Source organism: Streptomyces macrosporus, assembly GCF_039533145.1.
GTDB lineage: Bacteria > Actinomycetota > Actinomycetes > Streptomycetales > Streptomycetaceae > Streptomyces > Streptomyces macrosporus.
In genome coordinates, this window is sequence record NZ_BAAASZ010000006.1 from 4,669 (window position 1) to 20,486 (window position 15,818).

At 72.8% G+C, this 15,818-nt stretch carries 17 protein-coding genes; 11 read left to right on the forward strand and 6 right to left on the reverse strand.

Annotated features, from left to right (window positions below):
• Positions 1-93 precede the first annotated feature (93 nt).
• Positions 94-1,347 carry a serine hydrolase domain-containing protein gene (locus tag ABD335_RS02945; protein ID WP_344320441.1) on the reverse strand — a complete coding sequence of 418 codons (1,254 nt, stop codon included), beginning with the start codon at positions 1,345-1,347 and terminating at the stop codon, positions 94-96.
• A gap of 187 nt (positions 1,348-1,534) precedes the next feature.
• Between ABD335_RS02945 and ABD335_RS02950 the strand changes: the two genes are divergently transcribed.
• Together ABD335_RS02950 and ABD335_RS02955 are read left to right on the forward strand one after the other, a co-directional pair.
• Positions 1,535-2,236, forward strand: coding sequence for a GDSL-type esterase/lipase family protein (locus tag ABD335_RS02950; RefSeq protein ID WP_344320442.1), 702 nt, complete (start codon positions 1,535-1,537; stop codon positions 2,234-2,236).
• Between the two features lie 53 nt (positions 2,237-2,289).
• Positions 2,290-3,285: an aldo/keto reductase gene (locus ABD335_RS02955; RefSeq protein ID WP_344320443.1), complete on the forward strand. Its 996-nt coding sequence runs from the start codon at positions 2,290-2,292 to the stop codon at positions 3,283-3,285.
• Between the two features lie 249 nt (positions 3,286-3,534).
• Here the strand turns inward: ABD335_RS02955 and thpR are convergent, their stop codons facing one another.
• The 3 genes from thpR to ABD335_RS02970 all read right to left on the reverse strand — a co-directional run bounded on the left by thpR (position 3,535) and on the right by ABD335_RS02970 (position 6,124).
• On the reverse strand, positions 3,535-4,104 hold the full coding sequence (thpR, locus tag ABD335_RS02960) for an RNA 2',3'-cyclic phosphodiesterase (RefSeq protein ID WP_344320444.1): 570 nt from the start codon (positions 4,102-4,104) through the stop codon (positions 3,535-3,537).
• A complete protein-coding gene (locus ABD335_RS02965; protein ID WP_344320445.1) occupies positions 4,101-5,603 on the reverse strand; it encodes an MFS transporter in 1,503 nt (500 codons plus the stop codon). Before ABD335_RS02965 ends, thpR begins: the two co-directional genes overlap by 4 nt.
• A gap of 83 nt (positions 5,604-5,686) precedes the next feature.
• Entirely contained in the window at positions 5,687-6,124 is a 438-nt protein-coding gene (locus tag ABD335_RS02970; protein ID WP_344320446.1) for a MarR family winged helix-turn-helix transcriptional regulator, read from the reverse strand.
• 173 nt (positions 6,125-6,297) lie between these two features.
• Between ABD335_RS02970 and ABD335_RS02975 the strand changes: the two genes are divergently transcribed.
• Positions 6,298-6,459, forward strand: coding sequence for a ribbon-helix-helix protein, CopG family (locus ABD335_RS02975; RefSeq protein ID WP_344320447.1), 162 nt, complete (start codon positions 6,298-6,300; stop codon positions 6,457-6,459).
• A gap of 33 nt (positions 6,460-6,492) precedes the next feature.
• On the opposite strand, the gene ABD335_RS02980 is transcribed toward ABD335_RS02975, so the two are convergent.
• Complete coding sequence (locus tag ABD335_RS02980; protein ID WP_344320448.1) at positions 6,493-7,974, reverse strand: NCS2 family permease; 1,482 nt, start codon at positions 7,972-7,974, stop codon at positions 6,493-6,495.
• A 236-nt stretch (positions 7,975-8,210) separates the two neighbouring features.
• Here ABD335_RS02980 and ABD335_RS02985 point away from each other — a divergent pair, with 236 nt between their 5' ends.
• From ABD335_RS02985 to ABD335_RS03000, 4 genes are all read left to right on the forward strand, one after another.
• Positions 8,211-8,528 carry a DUF2530 domain-containing protein gene (locus ABD335_RS02985; protein WP_344320449.1) on the forward strand — a complete coding sequence of 106 codons (318 nt, stop codon included), beginning with the start codon at positions 8,211-8,213 and terminating at the stop codon, positions 8,526-8,528.
• A gap of 96 nt (positions 8,529-8,624) precedes the next feature.
• Positions 8,625-11,096: a cation-translocating P-type ATPase gene (locus ABD335_RS02990; RefSeq protein WP_344320450.1), complete on the forward strand. Its 2,472-nt coding sequence runs from the start codon at positions 8,625-8,627 to the stop codon at positions 11,094-11,096.
• A 140-nt stretch (positions 11,097-11,236) separates the two neighbouring features.
• Complete coding sequence (locus ABD335_RS02995; protein ID WP_344320451.1) at positions 11,237-11,971, forward strand: Type 1 glutamine amidotransferase-like domain-containing protein; 735 nt, start codon at positions 11,237-11,239, stop codon at positions 11,969-11,971.
• Positions 11,968-12,726 (forward strand): alpha/beta fold hydrolase, encoded by a 759-nt coding sequence (locus ABD335_RS03000; protein ID WP_344320452.1) that lies wholly within the window; start codon positions 11,968-11,970, stop codon positions 12,724-12,726. Before ABD335_RS02995 ends, ABD335_RS03000 begins: the two co-directional genes overlap by 4 nt.
• A gap of 45 nt (positions 12,727-12,771) precedes the next feature.
• Here ABD335_RS03000 and ABD335_RS03005 read toward each other — a convergent pair whose 3' ends face one another.
• Complete coding sequence (locus ABD335_RS03005) at positions 12,772-13,176, reverse strand: NUDIX domain-containing protein (protein WP_344320453.1); 405 nt, start codon at positions 13,174-13,176, stop codon at positions 12,772-12,774.
• A 199-nt stretch (positions 13,177-13,375) separates the two neighbouring features.
• Here ABD335_RS03005 and ABD335_RS03010 point away from each other — a divergent pair, with 199 nt between their 5' ends.
• The 4 genes from ABD335_RS03010 (at position 13,376) to ABD335_RS03025 (ending at position 15,747) form a co-directional block, all read left to right on the forward strand.
• Entirely contained in the window at positions 13,376-13,723 is a 348-nt protein-coding gene (locus ABD335_RS03010) for a hypothetical protein (protein WP_344320454.1), read from the forward strand.
• Between the two features lie 74 nt (positions 13,724-13,797).
• Positions 13,798-14,337: an NUDIX domain-containing protein gene (locus ABD335_RS03015; protein WP_344320455.1), complete on the forward strand. Its 540-nt coding sequence runs from the start codon at positions 13,798-13,800 to the stop codon at positions 14,335-14,337.
• Between the two features lie 208 nt (positions 14,338-14,545).
• Positions 14,546-15,274, forward strand: coding sequence for a class I SAM-dependent methyltransferase (locus ABD335_RS03020; protein ID WP_344320456.1), 729 nt, complete (start codon positions 14,546-14,548; stop codon positions 15,272-15,274).
• Positions 15,275-15,342: 68 nt separating this feature from the next.
• Complete coding sequence (locus ABD335_RS03025; protein WP_344320457.1) at positions 15,343-15,747, forward strand: hypothetical protein; 405 nt, start codon at positions 15,343-15,345, stop codon at positions 15,745-15,747.
• Positions 15,748-15,818 lie beyond the last annotated feature (71 nt).

Consider the following 15,818-nt stretch of genomic DNA (forward strand, 5'->3'; position numbering starts at 1 on the left):
CAGGGCGCACACCAGCCTCCGCATGGCCCCAAGCCTGCCATCCGCCGGAGGCGCCCCGGACCGGCGACGGTCACCGTCACACGGCCGTCGGCGTCAGCCGACGTTCGGCACCAGGCGGGGCCGCTGCGAGGGCTCGGACTCGTCGGGCGGTCCGAACGTCCCGGACGTCCGGGAGTCGTCGCCCCGCTCGGGGGCCGTGCCGCAGAACTCCGCCTTCCACACGGTGTCCAGGGGCCCCCAGGTGGTGTTGGCGTTGAACGCCATCGTGTGGTCGCCGTCCCGGGTGGAGAGGACGAAGGAGAGCGAGCCGTGGACGGACCCGTTGTGGCCCCACACCTCTGTCCCACACGGCAGTTCGTCCTTCATGATGCCGAGCCCGTAGCGCTCGATCTCCTCCTGGCCGGTGGGGACGGTGGTGAGCATCTCCGCCATGCTCTCCTCGGAGAGCAGCCGGCCGTCCAGCAGCGCCCGCAGGAAGCGGTTGAGGTCGTCCACGGTGGAGATCATCTCGCCCGCCGCCCAGGCCCAGGAGGGGTTGACGTCGGTCACGTCGACCCACGTCACCTCCTCGCCCTCGGCCAGCAGGCCGTAGCCCCGGCCGTGCGGGCGCGGCATCGTCGCGCGGGTGCCCGGCAGCACCGTGGAGCGCAGGCCGAGCGGCTCGATCACGCGCCGCTCGACCTCGTCGGCGTAGGAGTTCCCGGTGACGGCCTCCACGACCATGCCCGCCAGGACGTAGTTGGTGTTGGAGTAGCTCCAGTCCGTGCCCGGCGCGAAGACCGGCTCGTGCTCCATGGCGATGCCGACCAACTCCTCCGGCGTGAAGGTGTCGTAGCGGTGTTCGAAGAAGCCCGGGCCGAACATCCTCTCGGACAGTTCCGCGTCCTCGGTGTAGTTGTGGATCCCGCTGGTGTGGTTGAGGAGTTGGCGGACGGTGACCTCCCGGCCGTCGTGCCCGTTGCCCCGCACCAGACCGGGCAGCCACCGCTCCACCGGATCGTCCAGATCCAGCCGTCCCTCCTCCTGGAGTTGCAGGAGGACGGCGGCGACGAACGTCTTGGTGATGCTGCCGATCCGGAACCGGTCCGGACGCAGCCGGGGGCGTTCCGTCTCCGCGTCCGCCACCCCGGACGCCCCGGTCCACGTGCCCCGCTCGTCCCTCACCTGCCCGAGGACGCCCGGGACGTACGCCTCCAGGAAGGCGTCCATGGCCTGCTGGGTCCGCGTGTGGTGCCTGTCGTGCCGCCGGTCGGTCTCGGTCGCGGCGCCGGCGGCGGGCGCGGTCGTCAGCACCACGGCGCCGACCGTCATCCCGACGACCATGCCGCGGAGTCTTCTCCGGCTCATGCGTGTGCCCCTCTCGTTGTCGGTGGTCCGTCCGTGCGGGTGGGCCGCACCCCTGAGGACCGCCGGGCGCCTCGAACCGTTGATCCACTCCCGTCCGGACGGATCGAATCCGGCCATGCGCCGCCCGTCGAGCCGGGTGACGGGCATCACGTCGCAGGTCACGACCGCCGTCCGAGAGGATGTGCGAATGCGTTTCCTCTTCGTCGGCGACTCCATGACCATCGGCGGTGCCGGTGAGCACACCTGGCGCCACCGGATGTGGCGGCACCTGGAGCGGACGTGCGGGCCCCTGGGCGAGGCGTACGAGATCGTCGGCCCGCGCGACGCGCTGTACGACAAGGCGGCCGACGCGCCCGTCTCCCACGCCTACGCCGACCCGGCCTTCCCCGCGCCCGCCCGCCGCCACCTCGCGGGGTGGGGCGAGGGCTGGCTGCACATGGCGCCGCTGATATCCGAGGCGGTGCGGGAGCACCGCGCCGACACGCTGCTGATCTTCCTGGGCCTGATCGACCTGGGCTTCTACACCGACTCCGGGGCCACGGCGGCCACCGTCCGCCGCTTCTTCGCCGAGGCCCGCTCCGCCGACCCGCGGCTGCGGGCGGTGGTGCTGCCGGTGGTCCCCAACGTCCGGGCCCGGCACGACGCCTTCTTCGCCGCCGAGTGCGAGCGCTTCAACGAACTGTTGGCCAAGGCAGTGGCCGAGCTGTCCACGCCCGCCTCACCGCTGCTGTTGGCCTCCCCGCCGCGCGACTGGGACCTCGACCGCGACACCTACGACGGCACCCACCCCACCGCCTCCGGCGAGCACCGCATCGCCGCGGCCTTCGCGGAGGCGATGCACCAGGCGTGGGGGGTCGGCGGTCCGTACGCGGCGGCCGACGCGGCGTGACCCGCCGCCGTGCGCCCTTGCCTTGAGCGCACTCCACCGCGTTGGCTGGGACCATGAAGTACACGCAGCTCGGACGCACGGGTCTCAAGGTCAGCCGGCTGGTTCTCGGCACGATGAACTTCGGCCCCCAGACCGACGAGGCCGACAGCCACACCATCATGGACGCCGCGCTCGACGCGGGCGTCAACTTCTTCGACACCGCCAACGTCTACGGCTGGGGCGAGAACAAGGGACGCACCGAGGAGATCATCGGCACCTGGTTCGCCAAGGGCGGCGGCCGTCGGGACAAGGTGGTGCTGGCCACCAAGGTGTACGGCAACATGGGGCCCGACGGCGAGGTCTGGCCCAACCACGACAAGCTGTCGGCGGTGAACATCCGCCGGGCCGTGGACGCCAGCCTCAAGCGGCTCCGGACGGACCACATCGACCTCTACCAGTTCCACCACGTGGACCGGGACACCCCGTGGGAGGAGATCTGGCAGGCCATGGACGTCCTGGTCCAGCAGGGCAAGATCGTCTACGCCGGGTCGTCGAACTTCGCGGGCTGGCACATCGCCCAGGCCAACGAGGCCGCCGCCCGCCGCGGCAGCCTGGGGCTGGTCAGCGAGCAGTGCCTGTACAACCTGGTCGAGCGCCGCGCGGAGATGGAGGTCGTCCCGGCCGCGCAGGGGTACGGCCTGGGAGTCATCCCGTGGTCGCCGCTGCACGGCGGTCTGCTGGGCGGCGCGATCCGCAAGGAGAGGGAGGGCGGCGGCGCGCGCACGACCTCCGGACGCTCGGCCGACGCGCTGGCGAACACCAAGGTCCGCGAGCAGATCCAGGCGTACGAGGACCTGCTGGACAAGCACGGCCTGGAGCCGGGCGAGGTGGCCCTGGCCTGGCTGCTCACCCGGCCGGGCGTGACGGGCCCGATCACCGGCCCGCGCACGCTGGAGCAGCTCTCGTCCGCGCTGCGCGCGGTGGAGCTGGAGCTGAGCGAGGAGCTGCTGGCGTCGCTGGAGGAGATCTTCCCCGGCCCGGGTCCGTCCCCGGAGGCGTTCGCCTGGTGAGCCGGACGCGCCGGTGAGCCGGACGGACCGGCGGACCGGCGCGTCCCGGAGCCCGCGGGCTTCCGCGGGCAGGGTGAGGGTGAAGGGCGCCCGGCGACGGGCGCCCTCGCCGTCCTCCGGCGCCGGGCGCGGCGGTCGGTCAGCCGAACACGGCCGCCAGGACCACCACGGCGAGCATCAGCACGAGCGTGCCGCTCACGATGCGGGTACGGGTCTTCGGATCCACGTCCCCAACGGTAGCCCGCCCGCTCAGCCTCCCAGCGGCCAGGTCGCCAGCGTCTCGTACCGGGGGTGCTCGCCCGGTACCCCGGAGGAGGGCAGGAAGCTGCGGACGAGGACCACCTCGCGCGCCTGCCAGTCGCTGCCGGAGAAGTCGCCCAGGGCCGCCGCGTACGGGCGCAGGTCCACGCGGCGGGCCGTGCGGCCGGCGCGGGCGACGGTCAGGTGCGGCTTGTAGGGGCGGTCCTCGGTCGGCACCCCGGCGCGGCGGACCGCCGCGGTGACCGAGTCCGCCAGTCGGCGCAGGGCCGTGCGGTCGCCCTCGACCCCGATCCACAGGACCCGGTCGCCGAAACGTCCGCCTCCGGCCAGACGGAGGCCGAAGGCGGGATGGTGCCGGGCGGCGCGCGCCAGGCGTTCACGCAGGTCGGGCAGGAGCGCCTCGTCGACCTCGCCCAGGAAGGCGAGGGTGAGGTGCCGGCCCTCGGGTCCGACCCAGCGCAGTCGGTCCGCGTCGGGCAGGCCCCTCAGCCCGTCCACCGCCTCCGCCAGTTCGGTCAGGACGGGGGGCGGCGGCAGGACGGCCGTGAAGAGTCTCATGCCAGTACTTTCCTGCGATGGTCCCTGTCCTCACCGGGAACGGCGGACGGGGAGGCGGGTGGAGCGGACGCCGGGGCGGCGGCCGGGGCGGTGGGGGACGCGCAGGCCCGGGGCTTCCCGGCGCCCCCTATGCTCTCCTGCCCTTTCCCGCGCGTCACCGGCACGAACGCCACGACGCGCCGACCGCGCCGAAAGTCCACCCTCAGGCGCAGGCCGCTGATCCGGGCCAGGACCAGGCCGGTGGCGACGGCGGCCACGGCGGAGATCAGACCGCCCGACAGGAAGCCGATCCGGGCGCCGTGACTGTCGGTGATCCAGCCCATGAGCGGACCGCCGAGCGGGGTGCCGCCCATGAACACCATCATGTACAGGCTCATCACACGGCCGCGCATCGCCGGGTCGGAGGCGAGCTGGACGGTGGCGTTGGCCGTCACGTTGAACGTCAGGCCCATGGCTCCGATGGGCACCATCAGGGCGGCGAAGAGCCAGAACGTCGGGGAGACGGCCGCCGCCAGCTCCAGCACGCCGAAGATCAGCGCGGCGCCGACCATGACCCGCATCCGGCTCGTGCCGCGCCGGGCGGCGAGCAGCGCGCCGGTCACCGAACCGATGGCCATCAGGGTGTTGAGCAGGCCGTAGGTGCCCGCGCCCTCGTCGAAGACCTCGTCGGTGAAGGCGGTGAGCCAGATCGGGAAGTTGTAGGCGAAGGTGCCGACGAAGCCCACGAGCGTGATCGGCCAGATCAGGTCCGGCCTGCTCCTGACGTAGCGCAGACCCTCCCGGAGCTGCCCCTTGGCGCGCGGGGCGGTCTCGACGCCGTACAGCTCGGCGGGCCGCATCATCAGCAGGCCGACGATCGGCGCGATGAAGGACAGTCCGTTGAACAGGAACGCCCAGCCGCTGCCCACGGCCGTGATCAGCACACCGGCGACGGCCGGGCCGATCAGGCGGGCGGACTGGAAGTTGGCGCTGTTGAGCGAGACCGCGTTGGCGAGCTGGCGTGGACCGACCATCTCGGAGACGAAGGTCTGCCGGGCGGGGTTGTCCACGACGGTCGCCAGTCCCAGGGCGAAGGCGAGCGCGTAGACGTGCCAGACCTGGACGTGGCCGCTGAGGGTCAGCGCGGCGAGCGCGAGGCCGGTGAGGCCCATCGCCGACTGCGTGATCAGCAGCAGCTTGCGCTTCGAGTAGCGGTCGGCGATGACGCCGCCGTACAGCCCGAAGAGCAGCATGGGGAGAAACTGCAGCGCGGTGGTGATGCCGACGGCCGTCGCCGACCCGGTGAGGCTGAGCACCAGCCAGTCCTGGGCGATGCGCTGCATCCAGGTGCCGGTGTTGGAGACGAGCTGCCCCATCGCGAACAACCGGTAGTTGCGGATGCGCAGCGAGCTGAACGTCGAGGGCTTGGGTTCGGCGGCCTCGACGGCGTTGTCGGTGTCGGTGTGGTTCGTGTTCTCGTCAGGTGCGGGTGCGGAGTGTGCTCCGGGTCCCGAACTCAAAACGCTTTCGCCTCCTTGCCGGTGCGACTCCTTGTTCACCGTTGTGTTCGTCGTTGCGTCTGCCTTTGCGTCTGCCGTTGCGTCTACAGTTGCGCGAGCTTCTCCAGGACGGGTGCCGCGGCGCGCAGCCGCGCCCACTCGTCCTCGTCGAGCCGGCCGACGAGTTCCGCCAGCCAGGCGTTCCGCTTGCGGCGGCTCGCCTCGAGCACTTCTTCGGCCAGCTCTGTCTGGGTCACCACCTTCTGGCGGCGGTCGCCCGGGTGAGGCTCCAGTCGGACGAGGCCCTTGGCCTCCAGCATCGCCACGATGCGCGTCATCGACGGCGGCTGTACGTGCTCCTTGCGCGCCAGCTCGCCAGGGGTGGCCGAGCCACAGCGGGCGAGGGTGCCGAGGACCGACATCTCGGTCGGGCTCAGCGACTCGTCGACGCGCTGGTGCTTGATGCGGCGTGCGAGACGCATCGTGGCGGAGCGGAGGGCGTTCACCGCTGCGGCGTCCTCACTCCGGGACAGATCCGGCATGATTATTAGCCTAACTCATTACTTTGCCTAAGAACAGGCCCGAGGAAGGCATACGAGGGTGTCCTTCGTCACCCGTATGAGTGAGTCCGTACGGAAAACCGACACGCTGCCCCTCCTTCCCCGTGGACCGTGCCCTCATGGAACCGACAGGATCGAAAGTGCTCAGCCTACGGATGGACGGTACGCCGCTCGACAGGCCCGCCCGTCATGCCGCGCAAAGCGGAACGAGCGTCCGGGACCACGTGGTCCGGACGCTCGTCCGAGTCGACTTCGACGAGCGCTCCACCTCGTCCGTGGACGAGGTGGAGCGCTTCTGCGCGGGCGAATCCGCCTGACCGGTCCCGGCCGCCGGCGGACCGCCCGCCGGCTCACCCGATGCCCAGCACCTGCTCGATCGGGTCGAGCAGGAAGTACACCAGGAAGCAGGCCCCGACGACGTTCAGCAGCCACGGGATCTCGCGGAACCGGCCGGTGGCGGTGCGCAGCAGGATGTAGGACAGCACACCGATGCCGATGCCGTTGGTGATGCTGTACGTGAACGGCATCGAGATCAGCGTCAGGAACGCCGGCACCGCGATGGTGTGGTCGCTCCAGTCGATCTGCCGCACGTTCGACGCCATGATCATGAAGCCCACCACGACCAGCGCGGGGGTCGCCGCGTGGGACGGCACCACGGTGGCCAGCGGGGTGAAGACCAGGGCCAGCAGGAACAGACCGCCGGTCATGACGTTGGCCAGACCCGTACGGGCGCCCTCGCCGACACCGGCGGTGGACTCCACGAAGCAGGTGTTGGCCGAGCAGGAACCGAAGCCGCCGCCCGCGACGCCGAGGCCGTCCACCATCAGGATGCGGCCCATGCGGGGCATCCGGCCCCGCTCGTCGGTCAGCTTCGCCTCCTGGCCGACGCCGATGATCGTGCCCATCGCGTCGAAGAAGCCGGACAGCAGCACGGTGAAGACGAACAGGCAGCCGGTCAGCAGGCCGACCTCCTCGAAGCCGCCGAAGAGGCTGACCTGGCCCAGCAGCGAGAAGTCGGGGGTGCTGACGATCTTCTCGGGCACGTTCGGCACGGCCAGGCCCCACGCCGCGTCGGGGATCTCGGCGACGGCGTTGATCACGACGGCCACGACGGTCATCGCGACGATGCTGATGAGGATCGCGCCCTTGACCCCGCGCGCGACGAGGACGAACGTCAGCGCCAGGCCGAGCACGAAGACCAGCACCGGCCAGCCCTGGAGCTGGCCGCCCTGGCCGAGACCGAGCGGGACGGTGGTGTGCGCGGCGTCGGGGTTGCGGGTGACGAACCCGGAGTCCACCAGGCCGATGAGGGTGATGAACAGGCCGATGCCGATCGCGATGGCCTGCCGCAGCCCGTTGGGTATGGCGTCCATGACGCGCTCGCGCAGGCCGGAGGCGACCAGGAGCATCAGCACGAAGCCCGCCAGGACCACCATGCCCATGGCGTCGGGCCAGCTCATCTGGGGCGCGAGCTGGAGGGAGACCACCGCGTTGATGCCCAGGCCCGCGGCCAGGGCGATGGGGACGTTGCCGATGATCCCCATCAGGAGGGTGGTCAGGCCGGCCATCAGCGCGGTGGCGGTGACGAGCTGGGCGTTGTCGAGCTGGTGGCCGAACTTGTCCTGGCCGGCGCCGAGGATGATCGGGTTCAGCACGACGATGTAGGCCATCGCGAAGAAGGTGGCCAGTCCGCCGCGCAGCTCGCGGCCCACTGTCGAGCCTCGCTCGGAGATCTTGAAGAACCGGTCGACGCCGCTTCCGGGCGGCGGCGTTCCGGTGTCCTTGCCGGGGGAGTCGGGCGTGGCCGTGGTGTCGGTGACCGGAGCGGACATGCGTGACCTTCGATGAGCGGTTCGGGATGCGGTTTGGAGGTTCGCACAAACAGAACCAGCCAAGCCAAGGTGTATTCAGTATGAACGCACCATCGCGGGAAAGGCGATCTCCGCGCGTAGACATTCCGCGGCCCCGTCGTGACCCTCCCCACATCCGCCCCCTGGTTACGCTGGTGCGAGCACCGTGGGACGGCAGGCGGCGCGAGGTGGGAGAGAACCGAAGAAGGGGCCGGACGATGAACCTGAGCAGGTGGACGAACGGCGAGCGCGAGGCTCCCGAACCCCTGGAGGGCAACGTCGTCGCCACGATCGTGGGCGGCACGATCATCTGGTTCGTGCTCTTCCTGGTCCAGCTCCCCTTCTACGGCTGGTTCGCCGACCGCGACCGCACCTGGTGGCTGTGGACCTGCCTGGTCGGCGGCCTCCTGGGCCTGGTCGGCATCTGGTACGTCCGCCGCCGCGAGGAGGCCATCCGCCGCGCCAAGGAGCGGCCGGCCCCCGACGGCGCCACCGGCCCCGACCCCGCCCCGGACGGCACCGCCCTCCCCGACTGACGGCCCGGCCGGGTTCCCCTGATTTCTCCCTCGGGAAACCCGCACGTGGCGCAGAACACGCCCACCGCGCCGCGTTCGCCCGTACTGTCTTGGGCCATGACCGAACGGGCTGAGACCACACGCGGCGCCGTGGAGCCGCACGACGGCACGGCGCCGGCCGTGACGACCCTCGACGCGGACGCGAGAGGCGGGACCGGACGGGACACCGCCCCGCGGTCCTCCGGCCTCACCGCCGCCGAGGTCGCCGAACGCGTCGCCCGCGGCGAGGTCAACGACGTTCCCGTCCGGTCCTCCCGCTCCACCGCCGACATCGTCCGCGCCAACGTCTTCACCCGCTTCAACGCCATCATCGGCGTGCTGTTCGCGATCATCCTGGTCGTCGGCCCCATCCAGGACGGCCTGTTCGGCTTCGTCATCCTCGCCAACACCCTCATCGGCATCGTCCAGGAGCTGCGCGCCAAGCGGACGCTGGACAACCTCGCCGTCATCGGCGAGGCCAAGCCCACCGTCCGCCGCGACGGCGCGAGCGCCGAGGTCCGCACCAACGAGATCGTCCTGGGCGACCTGGTGGAGCTCCGCCCCGGCGACAAGGTCGTCGTGGACGGCACCGTCACCGAGTCCGACGGCCTGGAGGTGGACGAGTCCCTGCTCACCGGCGAGGCCGACCCCGTCCACAAGCGGCCCGGCGACACGGTGATGTCCGGCAGCTTCGTCGTCGCCGGCAGCGGCGCCTTCACCACCACCAAAGTCGGCCGCGAGGCCTACGCCGCCCAGCTCGCCGAGGAGGCGTCCCGCTTCACGCTCGTCCACTCCGAACTGCGCAGCGGCATCAGCCAGATCCTCAAGTACATCACCTGGATGATCGTTCCGGCCGCGATCGGCCTGGTGCTCAGCCAGCTGCTGGTGGAGGACAACGACCCCGACGAGGCGATCCGCCGCATGGTCGGCGGCATCGTGCCGATGGTCCCGGAGGGCCTGGTCCTGCTGACCTCCATCGCCTTCGCGATCGGCGTCATCCGGCTGGGCCGCAAGCAGTGCCTGGTCCAGGAACTGCCCGCCATCGAGGGCCTGGCCCGCGTCGACACCGTCTGCCTGGACAAGACCGGCACCCTCACCGAGGGCGGCATGGACGTGGCCGAGGTCCGCCCGCTGAACGGCGCCGATCCGGCGCGCGTGCAGCGGGTCCTCGCCGCCCTCGGCGGCAGCGACCCGCACCCCAACGCCAGCCTGAAGGCCATCGCCGACGCCCACCCCGCCGACGGCGCGGCCGGCTGGGAGTGCACCGGCACCCTGCCGTTCTCCTCCGCCCGCAAGTACAGCGGCGCGGCCTTCGCCGAGCCCGACGGCACCCGCGGCACGTGGCTGCTGGGCGCCCCGGACGTGCTGCTGACCCCCGACGACCCCGCCCTGGCCGAGACCGACCGGCTCAACCGGGAGGGCCTGCGCGTCCTGCTGCTGGCCCGCACCTCCCACGCCCTGGACGACCCCGCCCTGGCCGCGGACCCCACCGCCACCGACCCCGTGGCCCTGGTCGTCCTGGAGCAGCGGCTGCGTCCCGACGCCTCCGACACCCTGCGCTACTTCGCCGACCAGGACGTCTCGGCGAAGGTCATCTCCGGCGACAACGCCGTCTCCGTCGGCGCCGTCGCCGCCAAGCTGGACCTGCCCGGAGCGGAGTCCGCCGTGGACGCCCGCACCCTCCCCGCCGACCGCGACGAGCTGGCGGCGGCCCTGGAGGACGGCACGGTCTTCGGCCGCGTCACCCCGCAGCAGAAGCGCGACATGGTCGGCGCCCTCCAGTCTCGCGGCCACACCGTCGCCATGACCGGTGACGGCGTCAACGACGTCCTGGCGCTGAAGGACGCCGACATCGGCGTCTCGATGGGCTCGGGCTCGGAGGCGAGCAAGGCCGTGGCGCAGATCGTGCTGCTGAACAACTCCTTCGCCACGCTGCCGTCGGTGGTCGCCGAGGGACGGCGGGTCATCGGCAACATCGAGCGCGTCGCCAACCTCTTCCTCACCAAGACCGTCTACTCGGTGCTGCTGGCCCTGCTGGTCATCTGCTCCCAGGTGCCCTACCCGTTCCTGCCCCGGCACCTGACCCTGCTGGGCGGCCTGACCATCGGCATCCCCGCCTTCTTCCTGGCCCTGGCCCCCAACAAGGAGCGCGCCCGCCCGCACTTCGTGAGGCGCGTGATGCGGTACGCGATCCCCTCGGGCCTGATCGCGGCGACGGCCACCTTCACCGTCTACCTGCTGGCCCGCTCCCACTACACCGGCCCGGACGCGCTGGCGGCCGAGACCAGCGCGGCGACGCTGACGCTGTTCCTGGTGGCGCTGTGGGTGCTGGCGATCATCGCCCGCCCCTACACCTGGTGGCGGATCGGCCTGGTGCTCACCATGGCGGCGGCGTTCGTGGTCGTCCTGGTCACCCCGTTCCTCCAGGACTTCTTCGCCGTCCGCCTCGTCGGCACGGTGATGCCCTGGACGGCGGTGGGCGTCGCGGCCTGCTCGGCGGTGGTGCTGGAGTTCGCCTGGCGCTGGATCGGCCGCCGCTTCCCGGACTGACCCCCGCCCCGAGCGGCCCGCCGCCCCCGGACGACGTCGGCGTCCGGGGGCGGCGTGCGTAAAACCCTTCGCGCGCCCGCGGGGTGCGTTGTTACCGTCCGAGCCGCATCGCGCGGACCCTCCGGAGGAACACGAACGCCATGAGCACGCATCTGATCGGCGGCGGCTGGGACGAGAAGGCCGCCGCCGCCGTCTACGGACCGTTCCTCGCCGAGGCCGGCACCGCCCCCACCGTCGCCTGCCTGGTGCTCGACGAGGGCGACGGCCCGGGGAACGGCCCCGAGTGCTTCGCCCGCTTCGCGACGGTCCTGCGCGCCGTCGACCCCTCGTGCACGCCGGTGCCGGTCCTGGTGCCGCTGGGCGGCGCGTTCGACCCGGCCTCGCTGGACGGCGCGGACGCGCTGCTGGTCTGCGGCGGCCTCACCCCCGCCTACCACGACGCCCTGGCCGACTGCCTCGACGCCCTCACCCTGCGCGTCCTCCGGGGCCTGCCCTACGCGGGCTTCTCGGCGGGGGCGGCGGTCGCCGCCGAACACGCGGTGGTCGGCGGGTGGCTCTCCGACGGGGTGCCCGTCTGCCCGGACGACGCCGCCGAGGACCTGGACGAACTGGACGTCCGCCCGGGGCTCGGCCTGCTGCCGGGCGCCGTCGAGGCGCACGCCGCGCAGTGGGGGACGCTCTCCCGGCTGGTGGAGGTGGTCGCGCGGGGGCACGCCCGGCAGGGCGTGGCGCTCGACGAGAACACCCTGCTGACCGTGGACGGGGGCCTCGCCCGGGTCTCCGGCACCGGGCGGGCGCATCTGGTGCGCACCGGGAACGCGCACGGGGAAGCGGTGGTGCGCTCCTACCGGGCGGGCGAGGAGTTCCCCCTGTGACGCTCGCCCACGACGTGGCGGGGGACGGCCCGGCCCTGGTGCTGCTGCACTCCTCCGTCTGCGACCGCCGCATGTGGGACCCGCAGTGGACGCCCCTGGTCGAGGCCGGTCACCGGGTGGTGCGCTGCGACTTCCGCGGCTTCGGCGACACCCCCGCGGCGACGGCCCCCCACCGCGACGCCGACGACGTCCTCGCCCTGCTGGACTCCCTCGGCATCGGACGGACGGCGCTGGTCGGCTCCTCCTACGGCGGCCGGGTCGCGCTGGAGGTCGCCGCCCGCCGGCCGGGGCGGGTGACGGTCCTGGCGCTGCTCTGCGCCGGGCTGCCCGGCCACCGGCCCTCCGCCGAACTGGCGGCGTTCGACGAGCGCGAGGAGGCGCTGTTCGAGGCCGGCGACCTCGACGGGGCCGTCGAACTCAACGTGGCCACCTGGCTCGGCCCCGAAGCCGACGGGACGACCCGGGAGCGGGTGCGGCGGATGCAGCGGCGTGCCTTCGAACTCCAGTCGGCGGCCGAGGACTTCGAGCCGCCCGAGGCGGAGATCGACCTCACGGCGGTCCGGGCCGCCACCCTCGCCGTCTCCGGCGCCCACGACCTGCCGGACTTCCGCGACATCGCCGCCCGTCTGCCGTCCCTCCTCCCCGACGCCCGCCACGTCGAACTCCCCTGGGCGGGCCACCTCCCCGGTCTGGAGCGCCCCGCCGAGGTGACGGCCCTGCTGACGGACTTCCTGCGGGAGAACCGCCACCGGTAGCCGTCCGGAACCGCGACCGGGCCGCCCTCCGGCGCGCGGCGGGCGTCAGCGCGCGAGCACCCCGGCCAGGTACCGCCGCACCGGCTCGTGGAGTCCGTACGGCACCCGCTCCGCCACCTCGGCGTACGCGCACCACGCCACCTCGGCCACCTCGTCGGCGTCCCGCACCTCCGCCGTACCGGACGGCGCCTCGCACGCCCAGTACGTCACGGCCCGTCCCGTCACCGGGTGCGTCCGCTCCCCCAGCGGCGCGACGGCCCGCACCGCCAGGCCCGTCTCCTCGCCCACCTCCCGTACGGCGGCGTCCTCGGCCGACTCCCCCGGCTCGATCCCTCCGGCCGGGAACTGCCACGCCAACTCGCCCTCGGGCACCCGTCGTCGCACCATCAGCACCCGGCCTCCGCGCACGACGACCGCCACCGCGATCCCCGGCCTCTCCTCCGCCGCCACGGCTCTCCTCCTCACGACCCCGCACGACTCCGTCACGACCCCGCACGGCTCTTCACGGCCCCGCACGACGCACGGCCCGGACGGTCCCGCTCCGCCGCCGGCCCGTCGAGGGACCGGGCTCCCCCGACCCCCCGAATGTGGCCGGTTCTTCATGTTCACGGCTCTTTCGCCCGTCTGCCATCGGTCCCACACTGGCCCCATGCGGGGGAACACGAGGGACATCGTGACCGGATTGCTGGTCATCGGGGGGCTCGGCACCGGCTTCGGCTCCATCGGCTGGGCCGTCTTCACCGACGCACCGGCCTGGCACGGATGGGCCGGCGCGACCGCGGGCCTCGTCCTCTTCCTGGCCGGAGGGGCCGTCGCGCCCGAGGTCGAGGAGGAGGCGTCCCCGTCGAAGGACGGGGACGGATGGTGGGCCGACGGCGCGCACGGGCAACGGGCCGGGGGGAAGGACACGTCGGGCGGGTCCGGCTGCGGAGCCGTGACCGGCGGCGACGGAGGCGGCTGCGGAGCCGGTTGCGGAGGGTGCGGCTGCGGTGGCTGACGAACGATCACCCGAAGGGCTTCGCCGGCCGGAACGGGACACATCCGCGCGCGGCGCGGGATAGGACTGATCCCATGACCGCTACGAGTGACGAGCCCGCCGGCCTGCCGTTCCCGATGTCGCAGGCGGACTACCTGGCCACCCTGCCCAAGGCCACCGTCTACGCCTGCCTGTACTTCACCGACGTGCACGGACGTCCCCTCCAGATGCGCTCGGTGTTCAGGAGCCGGCCGTGGCAGCTCCCCGGCGGCAACCTGGACGCGGGCGAGGACCCGCACCGGACCGCCGTGCGGGAGACGTACGAGGAGACCGGTCTGCGGGTGGAGGGGCCGCATCCGCTGCTGCTGGTCCACTACATCCGCGACGATCGGGACAGGGCGCCGCTGGCCAAGATCGGATTCTGTTTCGACGGTGGCACCCTGGACGACGAGCAACTCGCGTCCATCCGGCTCGACCCGAACGAGCACGACCGCTGGGCCGTGGAGGACTGGGCCACCTGGGAGCGGCTGATGGGCCCCGAGGGCTACCGTCGCCTGGTCGCCCTCGCCGAGGCCCGCCGCACCGGACGCGCGGGCGTGCTGGTGAGCGAGCCGATCGTCTCGGACCACGCCTGACCGACGGGCGACCCGCCCGCGGGCCAGGGGCGTTCGGGGCGCGGCGGCGTCCGGACGCAGGGCGCGGCGGTGGTCGGGGCGGGCGGTCTCCCTCTCCTCGGGGACGGAGCCCGGGCGCGCGGAGTGGCGACGAGGCCGCGGTGCCGGCCTCCTCGCGGGGCGCAAAATCCCCTGCGCCGCCCGGGCGTCGAGGGGACAGACTGGCACGGTGGTCGACCTCGCGTACTCCGATCCGTCCCTCGCCGCCCTGTACGACGCCCTCAACCCGTGGGGTCCGGGCGACGACTTCCACCTGCCGTTGGTGATGTCCGCGCGGTCCGTCCTCGACGTCGGCTGCGGAACCGGCCAGTTGCTGCGCCGCGCCCGGGAGGCCGGACACCCCGGCCGGCTGTGCGGACTCGACCCGGCCGAGGCGATGCTCGCCCGGGCCCGGCGGCGGACGGACGTCGCATGGGTCCTCGGCGACCTCTCCACCACGGCCTGGGAGCGGGAGTTCGACCTGATCGTGATGACCGGCCACGCCTTCCAGGTGCTCCTCGGGGACGACGAGCTGCGGACCGCGCTCGCCGCCGTCCGCACCGCCCTCGCCGACGACGGCCGGTTCGTCTTCGAGACCCGCAACCCGGCGGCCCGCGCCTGGGAGACGTGGACCCCGGAGAACGCGGTGGAGGTGACGGACGCCGACGGAGCGGTGGTGCGGGTGGCGCACCGGGTCGAGACGCCGGTGACCGGGGACACCGTCCGCTTCACCACCACGTTCACCGGCCCCGGCTGGGAACGGGTCGGTGTCAGCGAGCTGCGCTTCCTCGACGTGGACCCGCTCGACGCCTTCCTGACCGAGGCCGGCCTGACCGTCGAGGAACGGTTCGGCGACTGGGACCGGAGTCCGCTCGCCGCCCACAGCCCGGAGATCGTCACCGTCGCGCGGAAAAGGTGATGCGGCGGCGTACGGACCGCGGTAAACGTTCGGGGCCGTTTCCGTTCCGCGTCGAAGGTGGAGGGCCCGTGTCGGACGTGTCGCAGGAGCCACGGGTGTACGAGGTCCGGGTCCACGGGTGCGCGACCGTCGAGGAGGCCGTCGCGCTCCAGGAGCCGATCGCGCGGCTGCTGTGCCCGGACGAGCACCACGCGGGGCCGTGCGAGGTGCCGTGGGGGTTCCTGCCGGAGAGTCCGGAAGGGGCCGAGGACGGTGAGGAGGACGGGGACGGTGAGGAGGACGGGGACGGTGGCGCCACCGTCGTGGTCCTCGGCATCTGCACCACCGCCGACCGGGCCGCGGAGGTGGCCGCGCGGGTGCGCTCCCTCGTGGGCGGGGCGCGGCCGGTGACGTGGGGCGAGGGCGACGACCCCGAGCGGTTCGAGGAGCTGGTGGAGCAGTACCGGATCGAGAACGCGCCCCGGACCCCCTGAAGACCTCCGCCGGAGCGGGCCGGGGCGCACGCGCCGGCGCGGCGGCCGGTGGGGCGGCGGTGACCGCCCCA